The sequence below is a fragment of the Glutamicibacter sp. AOP12-B1-11 genome, from assembly GCF_052379245.1.
GTDB lineage: Bacteria > Actinomycetota > Actinomycetes > Actinomycetales > Micrococcaceae > Glutamicibacter.
In genome coordinates this window covers 36,127-53,874 of the sequence record NZ_JBQSYL010000022.1, presented here as the reverse complement: position 1 = coordinate 53,874, position 17,748 = coordinate 36,127, and the positions used below count along the sequence as shown (strand labels likewise).

Here is a 17,748-nt window from a genome sequence, read left to right as displayed (position 1 = left end):
CTGCTAGCCGCCGACGTTGACGACGATACCGTCACGTCCGACATTGGCTTGAGGCATTGCAGCCCAGGCCAGTGAACGATCCGACCCGAAGATCAACTGGCCAATGTAGGCGTTTGCATCTGCGGAGAAGATCACGGCTTGGGCGTCTTCGGTGATTTCCTTCGGTTTGAACACCACGTTCTGCCCGGTCTTCACCTCAAGTTTGGTCGGCTTTGAAAGCTTCCCGTCCTTGTCGACCACAACAGCTTCGACTGAGGCATCGGCGGATGGCGCGGCAATGCTGAATTCACCGGTGCCGTTCGCTGAAATAGGTGCAACCTGCTTTCCCGCCAACGGCATGGAGCTGGCGGCCCAGGCGTTGTCCGAGGAATCCTTGGGATCCGCGCCGCGCACCATGCGCACGCTGCTGGTCACCGGAGCATCAGCTTCCACGACCACGGAGTACGCGCCCGCCTCGAGACCGTTGAGGTCGATGACGCTGGTTGCGTCGGAGGCTACCGCGAGGTTCGAGCCAAGATCCGCCTTGACTTCGCCTTCGGCACCCAATATCTTCACCTTGAAACCTGCACCCTGCGCACCTGTGGCCGAAACGTGAAGCTGCGGCACCAGTTTCTTGTCATCTTTGCTTAGTTCGTTTCGGTCATTCTTGTTGCCGAGCCAAACGCCCGGAATCACCTGCGTATTGGCTGCCGATGCATTTGCAGCCACCAGGTCTACCCCGGAAGGCGTCAGGCCGCGCAACGCGGCCTGTTGGACCGAAGCGGTGATCTTTCCGCCGAGGCTGGTGATATCGGCGGACACCGAATCCAAATTCTGGGCGTACCCGCCAAGCACCAAGGCCCGCGAGGTTCCCGGCGCAAGCACGATGTTCTGCAGCGTGGAGGTGTCGATCAGACCCTCCGGGCCGCGCAGATCGATGGAGACCTGGGCGGTGGTGTGGGTCGGGTTCGACAGGTGAAGCACGCTGGTCGCACCGGTATTCGTCAGCAGCCCGGTGAAGCGCCAGTTGGAGGCTGGCGCCTGGCAGGTCGCCGCGGCCAGTCCCGCGAGGTCGCCATCCTTGGCCAAGAAACTGCGCATGGCGCTTCCCCAGGACGGTAGTTCACCCAAGGGTTGCAGGGAGAAGACTTGCGTCTTGTCTCGGCCGTTGGTGGTGTTTACCTTTCCAACCCGACCGGTCAGCCCCTCGTCATCGGCACCCAGAGACTGCGCCGCTTCAGCATCCGGAATGCGTTCGCTGAGCTGGGCCGGATCTGAGCTGCCCAGGTCCCGGAGCGTGGCACCGGGAATTCGCTTGCCCAAGTCTGAGACCAGGGCTGTGCGAATATTGCTTGAGATTTGTTTTGCACCGGCGGCGAACTGTGGATCGGTACCGTCCACGCCCTTGAGAAGTTGCGGAGTTCCGGCACAGACCGACTGGGCGTCGCCGGCCGGAAGACTGGTCACCGCCGCGGGGAGCGCCGTATTGGACGGTTGTGGTGCAAGCACCGAAGCCGCGGCGACCACGCCACCGGCGGCAATGATGGCCACCAGGCTGAGCAGCACGGCGCCCGCACGACGACGCACCGGAGCAGTTTCCTGGTCCTTACGTGCTGCCTTATTTGCGTCGTCTAGTTTGCGGCGGCGGCGGCTCGCAGTCGGATCTGCGGGCACCGAAGCCTCGCTAGTTTCCGCGGCGCTTAGGATTGCCGGCTGCGCCAGGGCTGCAGCCATTTTCTCTTCCTTGGCTTCAGGATCAGCCTCGGCTTCCGGCTCAGTCTGACGCTTCGGTTCTGGCTTGGCTTGCGGCTGGGCCTTGGCCCGGTCCTTGGCTTCCGCCTTTGCGGTGGCTTTGGCCTCGGCAGCTGCTTTCGCGTCGGCTTTTGCAGTAGCCTTCGCCGCTGCCTTGGCCTCAGCCTTGGCTTCCTTCTCGGCTTTAGCCTCGGCGCGCAATTCAGACTTGCTCTTTGTTTGCCGCGCGTTTACGGCAGGTTCGGCAGCCGGAGTGGATTCCGGCTTCGCCGCAGCCACCGGTTGCGGTGCGGGCTTGGCCGGTTCGGTTGAGGAGCCGGTTTCCGCTGTGGCCGGTTTAGCGGCAGGCTTATCGCTGCCGCCCGGGGAGGGGCTTTCGGCTACCGCTGATCCTTGATCCTTAGGTGGTTCCGCAGCATGCGCGGGGTGCCCGGCCTGCTCATTTTTTGCGTCATCCGCGGCGAGCTTGTCGCTGCCGTCTGGGGAGGCGTTATCGGCTACCGCTGATCCTTGATCCTTACGTGGTTCCGCAGCGTGCGCGGGGTGTCCGGCATGCTCGTTTTTTGCGTCATCCGAAGCGGGATTCTTCTCATCACTCACTACTTTTTCTCCTGCTCGGTGTCGGTGTCCGAAATACGGTCACCGAGCTTCGGGGCCAAGGTGTCACGGATCTCGTGCGTCCGTTCGCGAGCCTCCCGACGGCTCAACGGTGTTGAGCTCGTCGCGGGTTCCGCTTCGAAGGCTGGTTCTGCCGGCTCGCTGGCTACGTCGACTTCCCCGTCGGCCGATTCCTCGGCGGCGCGGAAACGATATTCGCTATTTCGGTAGCTAGCGAGGCGACGGGTACTGGGTACCGGGATCGCCAGCAATACCGCGATGAGCAACACGACGCCACCGAGGATCAGCGTAGGCAATGCCAAGGGTTCGAAGTGGGTCAGCGTCAGCTTGCCGCCTTCGGCCGGCACCTCATAGGCCTGCGCCCAGCGGGCATCCGAATCCCGGGGGTACGCTACCGCGCGCAACGGCGCGCCATCGATACTGGCACGCAGCTTTGGATCCTGCGCGGTCGCCAATACAAGCGTGCGCGATGCATCGGCTGCGGGTATTTCAAGATCCTGGATACGCCCGCGGTTGGTGGGCAGTACCTGAACCCGGTCCGACTTGTCGATCAAGCGTGCAAATCCTGCGCCCGCATTCGGCGTGGAGCTTTCATAGTTGACGCGCCAAAGCCATCCGTTGTCGGTTTGCCCCACGGCGGCCAGGCCGGTCGCGGCATCCAGCACACGCACGGTGGCCGAGACGGATTCGCCGGTCTCGTTGAGCACTACAAATCCAACACCCAGATCCCGCAAGGCTTCGCGGGAGTCGAGAGCGGATTCAGATAAAAGCATTGCCACGGCTTCGCGCTGCACGTTGCCCGTGGCCGAAGCCTCGTTTCGTGCGGGGTTCAGCAGCGATCCGCTCAGTTGCGCCACCTGCGAGGAACGGCTGATGGCGTCGAGTGTTTCGCCGGACCCGGTGAGCAGCTGGCTGTCGATCTCGCCCGAAGCCCGCGGGGTGAGCACCAAGGTGCGCTCTGCGGATTCCGAGCGGCCGGCGTCCGCCGCGGTGGCCGGAATCGTCCGTTCCTGCGAGGGAGACACCCGCTGAGCGGCGTTCAGCGCGGTCAAGGTGCCATCTGGATTCTGCGAATTCAGCTGCGCACCGAGTGCCACCGACCCGGCGGCCAATACGCTAACCACGCTCAGCGCTGCCATCAGGCTCAAGACTGCCCGATTCGCCGGATGGCGAAGTGGGCGTGGCTGCTCCTCATGGCGCAAGGCTGCCAGCGCGTTGGCGGCTGCGGCAAGCATCGCGAAGACCGCGAAGGAAACAAATGGCGCGGTGTACGCGCTGACCGTCGTGGACGAGTCCAGGGAGACCGAAATGAAACCGATCCCCCAGCCGGCCACCAAGGACAAGGCTGCGGCCCAGACGAGTTTGCGCGAATTCCGCCGCATGGTGGGGTCCAGGCTAAAGGATGACCCGAGTGCGCCCAATACCGCCAAGATCGCCACAGGCGCGCCCACCAGAGCCGCAGCGACCAAAGCCCACGGTCCGGCAGGCAAGATTCCCCAACCAAGCGGGGTGAGCATTGCGTCAAAGGCCTCGGGGAAGCCCAAAAGCATCTGCCACAGCGGGGCCGGGTTGAATGCCAGCGGTGCACCAGGTTCGGTAAACAACAGTCGTGGGTTGCCCAGTGCCTCGAAAAGCAAGGGCAGGTTCCACACCACGGCCGGCAGCGGAACCCACCACAGCGTGCGCGCCCGGCGCGGAGCCGATAGCGCCAACACGTAGATCAGCACCACAAGTGCCAAGAAGAAAGGCATTGAACCGGTAGAAATTACCCACAGGATCAGTGCCGCGCAGGCCGAAGCGGTCCAGGCGGAAGTCTTTTTAGTTTGCTCGCTTGTTGCCGGCTTGCCCTCCGGGCGCACATGCGCGTTAATCGCACGAAGCATGGCTAGGAAGAACAACGGCAGCAGGACGTGAATCAGTACCGAGCCCACCCGGCCACTGGCCAGGGCCGAAATCAGGGCAGGCTGCAAGGCCCAGATCACGGCGGCGAAGAAACGTACCGCGCGCGAACGGCTCACTACGCCCACGCCCCACCAGGCGGTGAGCGCCGCCAACGGCATGGCCGCCAGGAACAAGACAACCGAAGCCTGGTTCGCGTGGTTGAAGCTGAGCACCGAAAGCAGCCAGTACATGATGTCCGTGTTATCTGGAGCGGCGCTGAAGCCGGTGCCCGCGTTCTGCCACCACGAGGTGGCATTGGCACCGATCTCATTGAGCGTGCGCGACAGCGGACGCATGGAACCGCCGCTCAGGGCGTTGGCGCCGATCAGCGAACGCCAGGCGATCAGCGAGGCCGCGGTCGTGATGAGCAATGCGAGAATCAGTGACAGCACCGCGGTGGTCCGCGGCGGCCGAGCAATTCGGACAAAGTCCGAGAAGTTCTCTCCGCTTGGCTCCACCATGCCCTCGGCGCCGGAGCCATCTCCGTAAACCTGCGAGTCGTCCGCACCGCTTGACAGGTTTCGCCGGTACTCGCGCACGGCGCTATTCGACGTCATCAGCTTGCGCACCTGGCCGCGCGGCACCTTGCGGATTTGCTTGGTCCCGCGGCGCGAGGAAGCCAGCTTCACCGGCGAGAACAAGCCCCGCAAGGTCGAGCCCAAATGGCTGAACCCATGGCCCGGATCCTTGGCTAGAAGAGCCAAAAGGAAGTGCCCGATGCCACCCAAAAGCAGGCCTAGCCAAAGAAATGGGAGTACCAAGGTCGGTGCGAACTTCAGCCGCTGAAAGACCTCAGCACGGCGTGCTTCGCCTGGTCCAGCCAGCGAGTCGACCACATCGACCTGATGGTAGACCTTCGCGGAGGGAACAACCACCACACGGTGCCCAGCCAGGCGGTTGCGCCAGCATAGATCCACGTCGTCGCCGCGGCCTGGCAGCGCCGGGTCGAAACCACCTAATTCTTCAAAGACGTCGCGGCGGATAAACATTCCGGCCGAGGATACGGCAAAGTAGTCGCTTCGCCCGTCGTACTGTCCCTGGTCGACTTCGTCGATATCGATCATCGTCAGGCGCTGCGCCTTGCGGTCCACGCTGAGCCCGACTTCGGCCAAGCGGCGAGGATTGTCGATGTCCAGGATCTTGCAGCCTGCAATGGTCACGGATTCGGAGGCTTCGACCGTACGCGTCAGTTGTTCTAGCGCGTCGGGAGCCGGCATCGAATCGTCGTGGATGATCCACAGCCACTCGTCGCGATCTGCACGAGCTTCGGGCAGGGAATCCACCGCTTCTTGAACCGAAAGTCCCAACGACCCCGCCGGGGCCGAGAGCAGGGTCGCGTTGGAAGGAAGATTTGCTTTTAATACCTGGCGGGAAGCGTCTTGGGATGACGCATCGACCCCGAGGTACCGTTCAATCGGCCGGGACTGGTTTCGCAGTGCGGCTAAAGTTCGGGGTAAAAAGTCAGCGCCATCGTGCGCGGCAACGATGGCGGTGACATGAATTGGCGGTCGAATTAGATTGCTCGTTTCCGTAGTCGGCGGCGTTCGCGCTCGGAGAGCCCTCCCCAGATGCCGAAGCGCTCGTCGTTGCTCAGCGCGTATTCCAAACATTCTGAACGTACAACACAGGCACCGCAGACACGCTTAGCGTCGCGGGTCGAACCACCCTTTTCTGGGAAAAATGCTTCGGGGTCGGTCTGCGCGCACAAAGCGCGGGCCTGCCAACCGAGCTCGCCTTCGTCGACTTCGCCACCGACGCCGAGCCAAACGGCCTTGATGCTTTCGCGAACCTGTTCGTCTTCATCCAGCTCCGGAGCCCACGACCCTGCGGTCGATCCGCCTTCGGTTTCCGCTGGCGCATGCTCCCGTAGGAAGTCTTCTGCGGCGTTCTCCAGATCTGCGGCAACCGCAACACGTGCGGATTCACCAGCTTGTGGATCGACAAACCAGTCCGATGGTGCACCCTCAACCCCGTATTGGGCGGACGCTACAGCCGATGTCGAAAAATCGGAGTACCCCTGCTCCAGCTTCGTCATGTTGATGTTGACCTTTCGATTGGTTTGAGAAGATCGAGCCATCCGTGCTCCCGATCCATACGTCTCTATTTATTCCATCGAAATAGTGAAACGATGGACGAGCCGAACTCACCATCTAATTACAGCCGTGTAACTCGGTCATAGTCAAGCGGGGAGGATATTCTATGGAGAGTTCTCAGGAAACTCTCGGCACAACACGCCGCGAAAGACACCAATGAATCCGGCGAGTCGCAACTTCCGCGAATTGTCGGTAAATTCTCAGTAAATTATTTAAGGTGGAAAATGCCGTTCAACTCCGCTAAGGGAGCCTTTGCCGAAGGTCTGCTAGCACCGCGCCGGGCCTCGGCCACACCATGGCTCACCTGGTACTCGACTTCCGGGGAAAGAATCGAGCTGTCGGGCAAGGTCTTTGACAATTGGGTCGCTAAGAGCGCAAACCTTCTGGGCGAGATTTTCGACCTCGACGAAGAATCGATAGTGGTCTTGGATCTCAGCGCGCACTGGAAATCCCTGGTCCTGGCGCTTGCTTCCCTGCATCACGGAGCCACCTTGGTTTCCGCCGAACATGGCCAGGCGGCCGAGGCGCAACTTTGGATCACCAGCAACCCAACGGATGAGCGCATTCCCGGCGCTGCGGAAATCTTGGCGGTCAACCCCGCAGCCATGGCGCTGTCCTTCGGCGCCGATCTAGGCCCGGTGGCCGAAGACTACAACGCCAATGTGCGCACCTATGGGGACCAGTTCTACCCCTCGGCGGTATCCGGCTCACGAATCAGCCTCATCACCGCCGGCGGCCAAGAGCTGTCTAGCGCAGAATTATTTGCCGCCGAAGCACCGGCCCGCGGCACCATCTTGGTGCGCGCAGATATCCCGGTTCTTGACCTGCTGCCTTACGCGGTGGCGCAGTGGAAGGCCGGCGATACGATCGTATTGGTCGATGAAACCATGGAGGTGAGCGACCGGCTTCGCGAGGGCGAGAAAATCAGCCACGATTACCTACTCGCTGATTAGCTCTTCCCAGTGGGGATGGTGCCGGTGTCCGGGGAAACGGCCTGGGTGCCGGCAGCCTTCTCGTGATGGGCCAAAAGCTCATGGTCGTGGGCAAACTTTTCTTCCTGATCCATCTCGGCGCCGAAGACCCAGAAACGGTATGCGAAGAAACGGAAGATGGTGCCCAGCACCAAGCCAACAACGGAGCCGGCAATAAATACGCTGGTCGGGTCGGTCAGGTTCAAAACGTACTTGGTGAACCAAACACAGGCGGCGGCGATGCCCAGCCCGATGGCGTTCATAATCAGGAACATCACCAGTTCGCGAGCGACATTTGCCTGGCGGCGGTGGCGGAAGGTCCAGAAGCGATTGGCCACCCACGAAAACAAGGTCGCGACGATGCCGGCGATGATCTTGGCTTTAACCTGCGAATCGCTCATCGGTCCATGCAACAACCACACATAGATTCCGGAGTCGATGATGAACGCAATTCCACCGACAACGCCGAACTTCGCCACTTCGCGCCAGAGCAGCGAAATGAGTCCAGCTAGTTTTCGTGAGATGCGCTCGAACATTTTCCTCCAGACGTATCGTCGCTCTTGCTGACCCAATTTCGAATCAGCAAGACCTAGAGATCGTCAGAATCCCGGGAAGTGCAGTTCCCTCGGTTATCGGTTTAGTGTTGCCCCGAATACGCAATGGCATGAGGGCACATCTGCCTATTTTATCCGCATTTCCTGACAATTCCCCGGATTTGGTGAGTAATCAGTCACCGCGAGGACGGGAAGCCGGAACTATTTCGATAACCTAGAGGGGTGAGCTTCCCTAAAATTGGTGTGATTGGCGGCGGGCAACTAGCCCGAATGATGGCCCCAGAGGCCCTGAACCTCGGATTTGAACTGCATGTTCTCGCCGAAGGCCCGGACGTATCGGCGGCACGTTGCGTGCCCGATGCGCCCATTGGCGACTACAAGGACTTGGCGACCCTGCGCGCCTTCGCCCAGGGTAAAGACGTGGTGACCTTCGACCACGAGCATGTTCCCAATGAGTTCCTCACCACACTCATTAATGAGGGGATCAATGTCCAGCCCCGCCCAGAGGCCCTGATCCACGCGCAAGACAAGCTGGTGATGCGTGCTGCGATTGAGAAGCTCGGACTTCCAAACCCGGCGTGGGCCAAAGTGGAAAACGTAGCCGAGCTGATTGCCTTCGGTGAGCAGACCGGGTGGCCGATCGTGCTCAAAACCCCTCGCGGCGGCTACGACGGCAAGGGCGTACGCATGTTGGAGAACGCCGAACAGGCGCGTGAAGCCGAAGCCTGGTTCGCCAACGGCGCCCTGCTGGCCGAAGACAAGGTGGATTTCACCCGTGAGCTCTCGGCCATGGTCGCGCGCACTCCTTCCGGCGAGCGGAAAGCCTGGCCGGTAGTCCACACCATTCAGGTTGACGGCGTCTGCGACGAAGTGATTGCACCGGCCCAAGACATCTCGGCGGAAACCGCGGCTACCGCCTCAAATGCTGCCATGCGCATCGCCGAAGAGTTTGGCGTCACCGGCGTCATGGCAGCTGAGCTTTTCGAAACTCCGGGACAGGGTGCCGGTTTCGTCATCAACGAACTTGCCATGCGCCCGCACAACACCGGGCACTGGACCATGAACGGTTCGGTCACCAGTCAGTTCGAGCAGCACCTTCGTGCAGTCTTGGACTTGCCGCTGGGTGAAACCCGCGAACTTGGGTTGACCGTGATGAAAAATTTCCTCGGCGGAGCCAACCAGGATCTGTTCTCCGCATTCCAGGCCGCCTTGGCCGCCGCGCCGGATGTCAAGGTACACGCCTACGGAAAATCGGTGCGTCCCGGACGCAAGATCGGACACGTTAATGTGGTGGCCGAGGATGGCCAACGCGTAGAAGAACTACGTGAACGCGCCGACCGGGTCGCGAGCTTAATCCGTGATGGCATCACCCCGACCGCCTAGGCTTTCAGCAAGGCTCGCTCATTTTGGGCCACGATCTTCAAGGACATAGATTCTAATGACTGAAACAGCACCACTTGTCGGACTCGTCATGGGTTCGGACTCCGACTGGCCGGTTATGCGGCTGGCCGCCGAGGCGCTTACCGAATTCGGTATCCCCTTCGAAGCTGACGTCGTTTCGGCGCACCGTATGCCCACCGAAATGATCGAGTACGGCCAGCGCGCCCACACCCGTGGCCTGCGCGTGATTATCGCCGGCGCCGGTGGCGCCGCGCATCTGCCGGGCATGCTCGCCTCGGTGACGCCGCTTCCGGTGGTGGGTGTTCCGGTACCATTAGCCAAGCTCGATGGAATGGATTCCCTCTTGTCGATCGTGCAGATGCCTGCCGGTGTGCCAGTGGCTACCGTCTCCATTGGCGGTGCCCGCAATGCCGGCCTGTTAGCTGTGCGTATGCTGGCATCGGGAACCGATGAGCTTGCCAAGTCGTTACAGGTTAAGTTGCTAGCCTTCGCAGATTCGCTGCGCGATTCTGCGTATGCCAAGGGCGCCGCGTTGCGTGCCGAGGTAGCAAACGAGAACTTCTCTTCCTAAGGAAAGTCACAAAGTACATGGGTTCTGCCAGCCACCGCGCTCCAAGTCCGCTCAGGAACCCGGAGACGATTTCGTCTCCGGCCCGGAGCAAACGCGCCCTAATACTGGTCGTCTTGACCATTATTTTCCCGGGTAGCGCTCAGCTGATTGCGGGTAACCGCAAGCTGGGACGCATCGCGGTCACGATCACCATGCTCTGCTGGGCCGCGCTCATTGGGCTCGCAGTCATCTACTTCATTGACCGTTCGATCATCCTGGGTTGGGTTGCGCACCCGAACTTCCAGTTGTTCTTGATCATCGTGCTCTCGGTGCTGGCCGTCGGCTGGCTGATCATGTTCCTGAATACACTGTTCATCATCCGGCCCCGAATGCTGGCACCGGGAATGCGCGCAATCGTCTCCATTTTCACGTTGGCTGCGGTCATCGCGACCAGCGGCATCTTCGTCTATGGTGCCTCGATCCTGAACACCGGACGCGAGACTATCGTCAAGGTCTTCGATGCGGGTCCTGCTTTTGACCCGGTGGATGGCCGCTACAACATCGCGGTTTTCGGCGCCGATTCCGGCTCGAACCGAGATGGCGTGCGTACCGACTCCATCGCGCTGCTTTCGGTGGATGCCAAAACCGGCAAGTCACTGATGATCTCGGTGCCGCGTAACTTCCAGAATGCCCGCTTCGCCGAGGGTTCGCCCATGGCTGAGGTCTACCCCGACGGGTACAGCTGCGGGGACGAGTGCCTGTTCAATGCGATCTACCGCGACGCGGTAGATAACCACGCGGATCGATTCCCGGATTCGGTGAAGAACGTCGGTGCGCAGGCCGCCATGGATGCCTTGACCGGGACCACCGGGCTCGAGGTCCAGGGCTATGTCATGGTCGACATGGCCGGCTTCGAAAACTTCGTTGACGCCCTCGGTGGCGTCACCATCGACTCTGGCGGCTGGGTCCCCTACAACGGCAAGAAGTGGGAAGGCTCGCTGGTCAATACCCATTGGTTCGCCCCGGGCGAACAAACCTTCAACGGCAAGGACGCGCTCTGGTTCGCTCGTTCGCGTGACTTCACCGATGACTACCACCGCATCAAGCGGCAGCAGTGCCTGCAGCAGGCAATCATCAAGCAGTTCACCCCGCAGACCATTCTGAGCAACTTCAGCAGCATCATGCAGGCAGGCGAGCAGCTGGTCGAGACGAACATTCCCGCCAGCCAGCTCAGCTCCTTCGTGTCGGTGGCGGACAAGGTATCGGGCACGCCGTTCAGCCGCTTGACCCTGGGCGCGCCGGACTTCGAGCGTTCGTTCTCCACCTATCCTGACTTCGGCAAGATCGATGATCGCATCACCAAGATCATCGAAAAGCAGAACGCTCCGGAGAAGCCCAAGGAATCGAAGAAATCCAAGGAGCCTGCCAAGTCCAAGGACACCACCGAGGCCGGAGGTTCAGCCGAACCATCCGAAAGCGCCGAGGAAGAATCCACCAGCATCAACGACGCTCCGAAGCTGTCCAACGGTGAACAAGAAACCTTCACGCAGCGCGACGGCAGCCCGATCGACGAGCAGTATCTGGTGGAACTTGAGATGATCGGCCAAACGACCCGCCTGGCGCAGATCGCTGCAAACAACGACGAATGCTCGGTGCCCTAACCAGCATTCAAGGTTTCGCCCACGGTTACGACCCCCCGACCGTTTTGAAACCACTATCGTTTGTGAAAATTGAAGGGTGCAAAACGTGTTTGAGTTGAAAAATTCCATTCGGGACTATCATTGGGGTTCGAAGCAGGATATTACCGAGTTGCTGGGTCAGCCGGCACGGCTCAGCCCACAGGCCGAGCTGTGGCTCGGCGCCCACCCCGGATGCCCGAGCGTGCTCGTCGACTCCGGCCGGCCACTGCACGAGGCAATTGCGGCCGATCCGGTGAATATGCTCGGCGAGCAGGTCAATGAGCGCTATGGCCGTCTGCCCTTCTTGTTCAAGGTGCTCTCCGCCGCTCAGCCCCTATCGATCCAGGTGCACCCGACCCTGGAGCAGGCGCGGGAACGTTTCGCCAAGGAAGATGCCGCCGGTGTCCCCCGTGATGCGGCAGAACGCAACTACAAGGACGACAACCACAAGCCCGAGATGCTCTATGCGCTCACCGATTTCGTGGCGCTCTCCGGATTTCGCGTGCCCGAGGAGATCATCGCGGATTTGCGCCTCTTCCTGCCCCGGCTATCCACCACGGAGACGGCCCTGGCCGCAGACCTGATTGCGGCTTTGCAGTCCGCCGACCCGCTGGCACGGGCGCTGAATCTCGTGCTCACCTCGGGCACCGGTATCAGCGATCTGGTGCTCACGCTCTGCGGGACCATTACCGCGGACCCGGTCCTGCAGGAAAATGTGCAGTTCGCCGAGCTGGTGCGGATCAACGAGATCTATCCTGCGGACCCCGGGGTCCTCGTCGCCTTGCTGCTGAATCTGGTGTTCTTGAAGCCCGGCGAAGCGATTAGCCTGGGTGCCGGAAACGTCCACGCCTACCTGCGCGGGCTTGGCATCGAGGTGATGGCCAACTCGGACAACGTGCTGCGCGGCGGGCTGACCAGCAAGCATATCGATGTTCCGGAACTGCTCGAGGTGACCATCGCCGAGTCCTCCGCGGCACCGCTCTTGCAGGGCACTGCGGTTTCGGAGCACTCCCAGCTCTTCCAGCCGGCCTTCGACGAATTCCAGCTCCAGGTGGTGGACACCGCGGCGCCGCAGATTCGCACCGAGCTGCAATTGCACGGCGCCGCGCTGGTGCTGTGCACGGCAGGTGAGTTCAGCCTGGAAACCTCATCCCAGACCCTCCAGGTCTCCCGTGGCGGGTCGGTGTTCATTGCCGCCCATGAATTGCCGGTGACCGCGGTATCCGCGTCCCCGGGCGCGGCCACGCTCTTTGCCGCCAGCGCACAGGGCAAATAGCGCCAACTAGCCCATAAACGAGTCGAGCCGCAGATCGCCCTTTCGGGAAATCTGCGGCTCGACTCGTTTAATGATTTTTAGCGGGTGTAGGCTTCCCACTTGTCCTGCTGGTGCTCACCATCGACGAAACGGATGGTGCCGGACTTGGCACGCGTCACGATCGACTGGGTGTGTATGCGCCCGTTCTTGTAGCGGACGCCGCGCAGCAGGTCGCCATCGGTGATGCCGGTGGCTGCGAAGTAGCAGTTATCGCTAGTAACCAGGTCGTTGGTGGTCAGCACGCGGCCCAGCTCGTGGCCCGCGTCGATGGCCTTCTGCTTCTCATCGTCATCGGTTGGCCACAAGCGGCCCTGGATCACGCCGCCCATGGCCTTGATGGCGCATGCGGTGACGATGCCCTCTGGAGTGCCGCCGATACCCATCAGCGCGTCCACGCCGGTGCCCTCGCGAGTGGCCGCGATGGCGCCGGCGACGTCGCCGTCCATCAGCAGCTTGGTGCGGGCGCCAGCGGCACGGATCTCCTCGATCAGCCCGGCATGACGTGGGCGGTCGAGCAGGGTCACGGTGATCTGGCTGATCTTCTTGCCCTTGGCCTTGGCGATCAGGTGCAGATTCTGCTTCACCGGCAAACGCAGGTCAACGAGGTCCGCGGCTTCCGGGCCGGTCACCAGCTTCTCCATGTAGAACACTGCCGAAGGGTCGAACATCGAGCCTCGGTCGGCCACGGCCAGCACGGACAGGGCGTTGTTCAGGCCCAGGGCGGTCAGGCGAGTGCCGTCGATCGGGTCTACCGCGACGTCGCATTCGGCTCCCGAGCCGTTGCCGACCTGTTCACCGTTGAAAAGCATCGGGGCTTCATCTTTTTCGCCTTCGCCGATGACTACCACGCCGTTGAAGTTCACGGAGGAGAGCAGGCCGCGCATGGCGTCCACTGCGGCGCCGTCGGCTGCGTTCTTGTCACCGAAGCCAACCCAAGGGGATGAAGCAATGGCTGCCGCTTCCGTGGCACGCACCAGCTCCAAGGCAAGGTTGCGGTCCGGCTCCGAGTCGGTTACCGACAGTCGGGGAGAAAGGTGGGCATAATTGTTGTTTTCGGTCACGAAAGATCCCATCACTGAGTCGTAGTCATTGCGCCTATGCAAACAACTCCATCATATCCCCATCGATTTTCAGCATGTAATTCATGTCGTGCGCGCCGGAGCGCAGACAACGTGTGTTTGGGCACCTCGGTTCGATTTGCACAGGAACATCGGGGAGAATGGACTCGTGCAGCCAGAGAACACTCCCCAGAATGACGCCCAGACCGGCGCGCAGCCGGTCCGCCGCGACCTGAACGACCCCAAAGCAACCTTTGAGGATCTTCCGTTCACCCCGGTACTCACCGAGAAGCAGTCGAAGCGCGCCAACCAGACATTCAAGGGCATGGTCCTGTCCATTGGCTTCACCGTCGCGGTGCTCATTCCGTTGCTGCTGCTGAACCCTGGCACCAAGGAAGAAAATTTCCAGCACGCGGTTGACCTGCAAAAGGTGGCTAGCGACGCTTCCGGCATTGCAGAATTCGAGGTATTCGCCCCGCAGGTTTCCGGCGAGGATTACGCGAATTTCGCCCGCTGGAAGAGCAACCAGGTGCAAGACATCTCTTACTGGGAGTTCGGACTGGTGATGAGCGAAACGAACTTTGTCTACGTTCGCCAGACTGCCGACGCGAATCCCACATGGATTGCGCTGGTCACCGATAATGCTGCCCCCACCGACGAACGCATAGTCGACGGCTCGAAGTGGGAGGTCCGAGTTAAGGACGAGACCACCTACATGATTTCGGAACGCGAAGCGTCCACGCTGATCGTCTCCAGCGACACCGGCGAAGAAGAAATTATGGCAATTGTGCAGGCGGCCGAGGCGCAGATCTCGTAATTTTCGCTTCACCGTGGACATCAGTGCGACCTAACTCTGGACCTCAAGCGTAGAATTTCAGTTATGGATTCTGAACACAGCCAGACACCGTTGACCCCTCAAGAAGCTTGGAAAAAGCTCACCGAAGGCAACAGTCGATTCATCCAAGGCGCCACAGAGCACCCCAATCAGGACGGTGCTCGACGTCAGTCCCTCGTGACGGGACAAGAACCTTTCGCCGTCATTTTCGGTTGCTCCGACTCCCGCCTTGCTGCGGAGATCATTTTTGATGTGGGACTGGGCGACGTCTTCGTGGTGCGCACCGCCGGCCACGTGCTGGACCCGGCAAGCCTCGGCTCGCTGGAATTCGCCGTGGACATCCTCAACATCCCGCTGATCGTGATTCTCGGACATGACAGCTGCGGTGCCGTGACCAGCGCGATCAAGGCCAAGGAATCGGGCATTATGCCCAAGGGCTTCGTGCGCGACCTGGTCGAACACATCATCCCATCGGTCTTCGCCGCCGAAAGCGCCAACATTACCGATGTCAACGGCACCGTCGTCGAGCACGTCAAGCAGACCACCGCCAGGTTGGTTGATCTGTCGAGCATCATCGAAACCGCGATCGCCGAAGGACGTACCGCAGTGGCCGGCGTTGCCTACAAGCTAGCCGAAGGCGAAGCGCAGCTGGTCTCCAATATGGGCCTGAAATAATCGAAGTGACCCGCGGATTTTCCGCGGGTCGCTGCATTTAATCCCGAGCTTATTCCCGGTTTTCGTTAACCTCACTGATGACTGTGATCTTTGAGGCAGATCCCTGTTCCGGCACTCGTTCCAGGCGTATGGTGAGCCTCATGAGCAACAGCGAAGAATTCCGAATTGAACATGACACCATGGGCGAGGTCCGAGTCCCGGCCCAGGCCCTGTACCGTGCCCAGACCCAGCGTGCCGTAGAAAACTTCCCGATCTCGGGCAAGACGCTGGAGTCTGCCCACATCAAGGCGCTCGCGCAGGTCAAGAAGGCCGCCGCACGCGCCAATGAAGCCTTGCAGGTGCTGGACTCCGAACGCGCAAACGCCATCGTAGCGGCCGCTGACCAGGTGGCCGCCGGAAAATTTGATGCCCACTTCCCGATCGACGTCTTCCAGACCGGTTCCGGCACCAGCTCGAATATGAATACCAACGAAGTCCTGGCCGAATTGGCGACACGTGCGCTGAAGGAGTCGGGAAGCGAAACGGAAGTCCACCCGAACGACCACGTCAACGCCTCGCAGTCTTCCAATGACGTCTTCCCCACTTCGGTGCACGTAGCGGCCACCAACGCGCTGCTCAACGACCTGCTCCCGGCCCTGGCAACGCTTGCCACTTCGCTGGAGGCAAAGAAGTCCGAGTTCAAGGACGTGGTGAAGTCCGGGCGCACCCACCTGATGGACGCCACCCCGGTCACCCTAGGCCAGGAATTCGGCGGATACGCGGCACAGATCCGCTACGGTATCGAACGCGTCGAGGCTGCCCTGCCGCGCGTGGCCGAGGTCCCGCTAGGCGGCACCGCGGTGGGTACCGGCATCAACACCCCGGACGGCTTCCCGCAGCGCGTCCTGGAATTCCTGCGTGAAGATACCGGCCTGCCGATCACCGAGGCGCGCAACCACTTCGAGGCCCAAGCGAACCGCGATGGCCTGGTCGAGGGTTCCGCCGCATTGCGCACCATCGCGATCTCGATCATCAAGATCGCCAACGACCTGCGTTGGATGGGTTCGGGCCCGAACACCGGCTTGGGCGAGATCGCGATTCCTGATCTGCAGCCCGGCTCCTCGATCATGCCCGGGAAGGTCAACCCGGTGATCTCCGAGGCAGCCATTCAGGTTGCAGCCCAGGTCATCGGCAATGACACCGCGATCGCTTGGGCCGGCACCAACGGCGCCTTCGAGCTCAATGTCGGCATCCCGGTGATGGCTTCGAACCTGCTTGAATCCATTCGGTTGCTGGCCAACGTCTCGACGGTGATGGCCGAGAAGATGATCGATGGGATTACCGCGAATGTGGAACGTGCGCGATTCCTCGCCGAGGCTTCCCCCTCGATCGTGACTCCGCTGAATAAGCTCATCGGCTACGAAAATGCTGCGAAGATCGCCAAGAAAGCGGTCGCCGAGGGCCTGACGGTCCGCGAAGCAACCGTTGCGCTGGGTTTTGTGGGGCGTGGCGAAGTCACCGAAGCACAGCTTGATGAGTTGCTGGATGTTTCCACGATGACGGGCAAATACTAGGAGCGAAGGCCAGCCCCTTCGTGGCGATCCAGGTCCCGACGCGGGCGGCCACCGGAGATTCCCGGTGGCCGCCCGCGTGCATTCGCCGGGGCAGTGAACTTAGAGCTTGATCCAATAACGGCGTTGCGGCTCCTGAAGCCCGAACGGTTCGGCGATCTCGGCTACCGGGCAGACACGTTCCAGCACCCCGCCGCAGGCCTCGATGGTTCGCGCCGAAGCGATATTCGAGTCGGCACAGGTAAGCAGCACCTCTTCGAGGCCACGTTGGCGAGAAATCTCGAGCATTTCGGCGAGCGCCCGCTTGGCCAGGCCGGCTCCGCGTGCACTGGGGCGCAGCCCGTAGCCGATATGCCCTCCGACCTGTTTGAGGGATTCGTTGATCAATGCGTGGCGCAGGCTGACCGCACCGAGGTATTCGCCCTCGCGTTCCAGCCAGAGAGTGCTCTGGTTGACGAAGCCTTGCGGCGGGAGGATTGAGTCGTCGCTGAGGTCCTTGAGCAGCCGTACCCAGCTGGCAAAATCCTCGGGCTTCTCCAAATCCCACCCGAACCTTTCGGCAAAGAATACCGAGGCTCCCTGCTGGTCCTCGCCGTTCCATTCCCGGTTGCTCGCGAGCCATGATTCGTGAAGATGCGTGCTCGGTTCGAGCAGCTGTAGCAAAGTCATAGGGCCGATCCTAGTGGTTTCTGGCCGTCCCCCGCCATTGCCGGCAGATGCCGTCCTGTGTTCCCGATTACTTAAGTTGCACTGCCTGCACCTTGAGTGCAAAACTGC

At 61.2% G+C, this 17,748-nt stretch carries 14 protein-coding genes; 8 read left to right on the top strand and 6 right to left on the bottom strand.

Features of this window, described 5'->3' with window-relative positions:
- Positions 1 to 3: 3 nt before the first annotated feature.
- Genes ACT3UQ_RS13730 through ACT3UQ_RS13720 form a run of 3 tightly spaced genes read right to left on the bottom strand, consistent with a single transcriptional unit; the run spans position 4 to position 6,325 of the window.
- The gene (locus tag ACT3UQ_RS13730) at positions 4 to 2,331 is read right to left on the bottom strand and encodes a DUF5719 family protein (RefSeq protein ID WP_444637311.1); all 2,328 of its coding nucleotides are present in this window, start codon (positions 2,329 to 2,331) and stop codon (positions 4 to 6) included.
- A complete protein-coding gene (locus tag ACT3UQ_RS13725; protein ID WP_444637310.1) occupies positions 2,331 to 5,900 on the bottom strand; it encodes a glycosyltransferase in 3,570 nt (1,189 codons plus the stop codon). Before ACT3UQ_RS13725 ends, ACT3UQ_RS13730 begins: the two co-directional genes overlap by 1 nt.
- A complete protein-coding gene (locus tag ACT3UQ_RS13720) occupies positions 5,804 to 6,325 on the bottom strand; it encodes a WhiB family transcriptional regulator (protein ID WP_105553936.1) in 522 nt (173 codons plus the stop codon). Before ACT3UQ_RS13720 ends, ACT3UQ_RS13725 begins: the two co-directional genes overlap by 97 nt.
- Positions 6,326 to 6,607: 282 nt before the next feature.
- Here ACT3UQ_RS13720 and ACT3UQ_RS13715 point away from each other — a divergent pair, with 282 nt between their 5' ends.
- Positions 6,608 to 7,336: a TIGR03089 family protein gene (locus tag ACT3UQ_RS13715; RefSeq protein ID WP_105553896.1), complete on the top strand. Its 729-nt coding sequence runs from the start codon at positions 6,608 to 6,610 to the stop codon at positions 7,334 to 7,336.
- On the opposite strand, the gene ACT3UQ_RS13710 is transcribed toward ACT3UQ_RS13715, so the two are convergent.
- Positions 7,333 to 7,890 carry a GtrA family protein gene (locus tag ACT3UQ_RS13710; protein WP_105553897.1) on the bottom strand — a complete coding sequence of 186 codons (558 nt, stop codon included), beginning with the start codon at positions 7,888 to 7,890 and terminating at the stop codon, positions 7,333 to 7,335. The two genes, ACT3UQ_RS13715 and ACT3UQ_RS13710, sit on opposite strands and share 4 nt — an antisense overlap.
- A gap of 240 nt (positions 7,891 to 8,130) precedes the next feature.
- Between ACT3UQ_RS13710 and ACT3UQ_RS13705 the strand changes: the two genes are divergently transcribed.
- The 4 genes from ACT3UQ_RS13705 (at position 8,131) to manA (ending at position 12,814) form a co-directional block, all read left to right on the top strand.
- Positions 8,131 to 9,291: a 5-(carboxyamino)imidazole ribonucleotide synthase gene (locus ACT3UQ_RS13705; RefSeq protein ID WP_105570241.1), complete on the top strand. Its 1,161-nt coding sequence runs from the start codon at positions 8,131 to 8,133 to the stop codon at positions 9,289 to 9,291.
- A 55-nt stretch (positions 9,292 to 9,346) separates the two neighbouring features.
- Positions 9,347 to 9,880 carry a 5-(carboxyamino)imidazole ribonucleotide mutase gene (gene purE / locus ACT3UQ_RS13700; protein WP_096287691.1) on the top strand — a complete coding sequence of 178 codons (534 nt, stop codon included), beginning with the start codon at positions 9,347 to 9,349 and terminating at the stop codon, positions 9,878 to 9,880.
- Positions 9,881 to 9,993: 113 nt separating this feature from the next.
- Positions 9,994 to 11,520, top strand: coding sequence for an LCP family protein (locus ACT3UQ_RS13695; protein ID WP_444637308.1), 1,527 nt, complete (start codon positions 9,994 to 9,996; stop codon positions 11,518 to 11,520).
- Positions 11,521 to 11,605: 85 nt separating this feature from the next.
- Complete coding sequence (gene manA, locus ACT3UQ_RS13690) at positions 11,606 to 12,814, top strand: mannose-6-phosphate isomerase, class I (RefSeq protein WP_181150547.1); 1,209 nt, start codon at positions 11,606 to 11,608, stop codon at positions 12,812 to 12,814.
- A 77-nt stretch (positions 12,815 to 12,891) separates the two neighbouring features.
- Here the strand turns inward: manA and glpX are convergent, their stop codons facing one another.
- On the bottom strand, positions 12,892 to 13,926 hold the full coding sequence (gene glpX / locus ACT3UQ_RS13685) for a class II fructose-bisphosphatase (RefSeq protein WP_096287697.1): 1,035 nt from the start codon (positions 13,924 to 13,926) through the stop codon (positions 12,892 to 12,894).
- A gap of 154 nt (positions 13,927 to 14,080) precedes the next feature.
- On the opposite strand from glpX, the gene ACT3UQ_RS13680 reads away from it, so the two are divergent.
- The 3 genes from ACT3UQ_RS13680 to ACT3UQ_RS13670 all read left to right on the top strand — a co-directional run bounded on the left by ACT3UQ_RS13680 (position 14,081) and on the right by ACT3UQ_RS13670 (position 16,974).
- The gene (locus tag ACT3UQ_RS13680) at positions 14,081 to 14,728 is read left to right on the top strand and encodes a DUF4245 domain-containing protein (RefSeq protein WP_096287699.1); all 648 of its coding nucleotides are present in this window, start codon (positions 14,081 to 14,083) and stop codon (positions 14,726 to 14,728) included.
- 63 nt (positions 14,729 to 14,791) lie between these two features.
- The gene (locus tag ACT3UQ_RS13675; RefSeq protein ID WP_096287701.1) at positions 14,792 to 15,421 is read left to right on the top strand and encodes a carbonic anhydrase; all 630 of its coding nucleotides are present in this window, start codon (positions 14,792 to 14,794) and stop codon (positions 15,419 to 15,421) included.
- 140 nt (positions 15,422 to 15,561) lie between these two features.
- On the top strand, positions 15,562 to 16,974 hold the full coding sequence (locus ACT3UQ_RS13670) for a class II fumarate hydratase (RefSeq protein WP_096287703.1): 1,413 nt from the start codon (positions 15,562 to 15,564) through the stop codon (positions 16,972 to 16,974).
- 99 nt (positions 16,975 to 17,073) lie between these two features.
- On the opposite strand, the gene ACT3UQ_RS13665 is transcribed toward ACT3UQ_RS13670, so the two are convergent.
- Positions 17,074 to 17,640, bottom strand: a complete 567-nt coding sequence (locus ACT3UQ_RS13665) for a GNAT family N-acetyltransferase (RefSeq protein ID WP_096287705.1) — start codon at positions 17,638 to 17,640, stop codon at positions 17,074 to 17,076.
- Between the last annotated feature and the right edge of the window lie 108 nt (positions 17,641 to 17,748).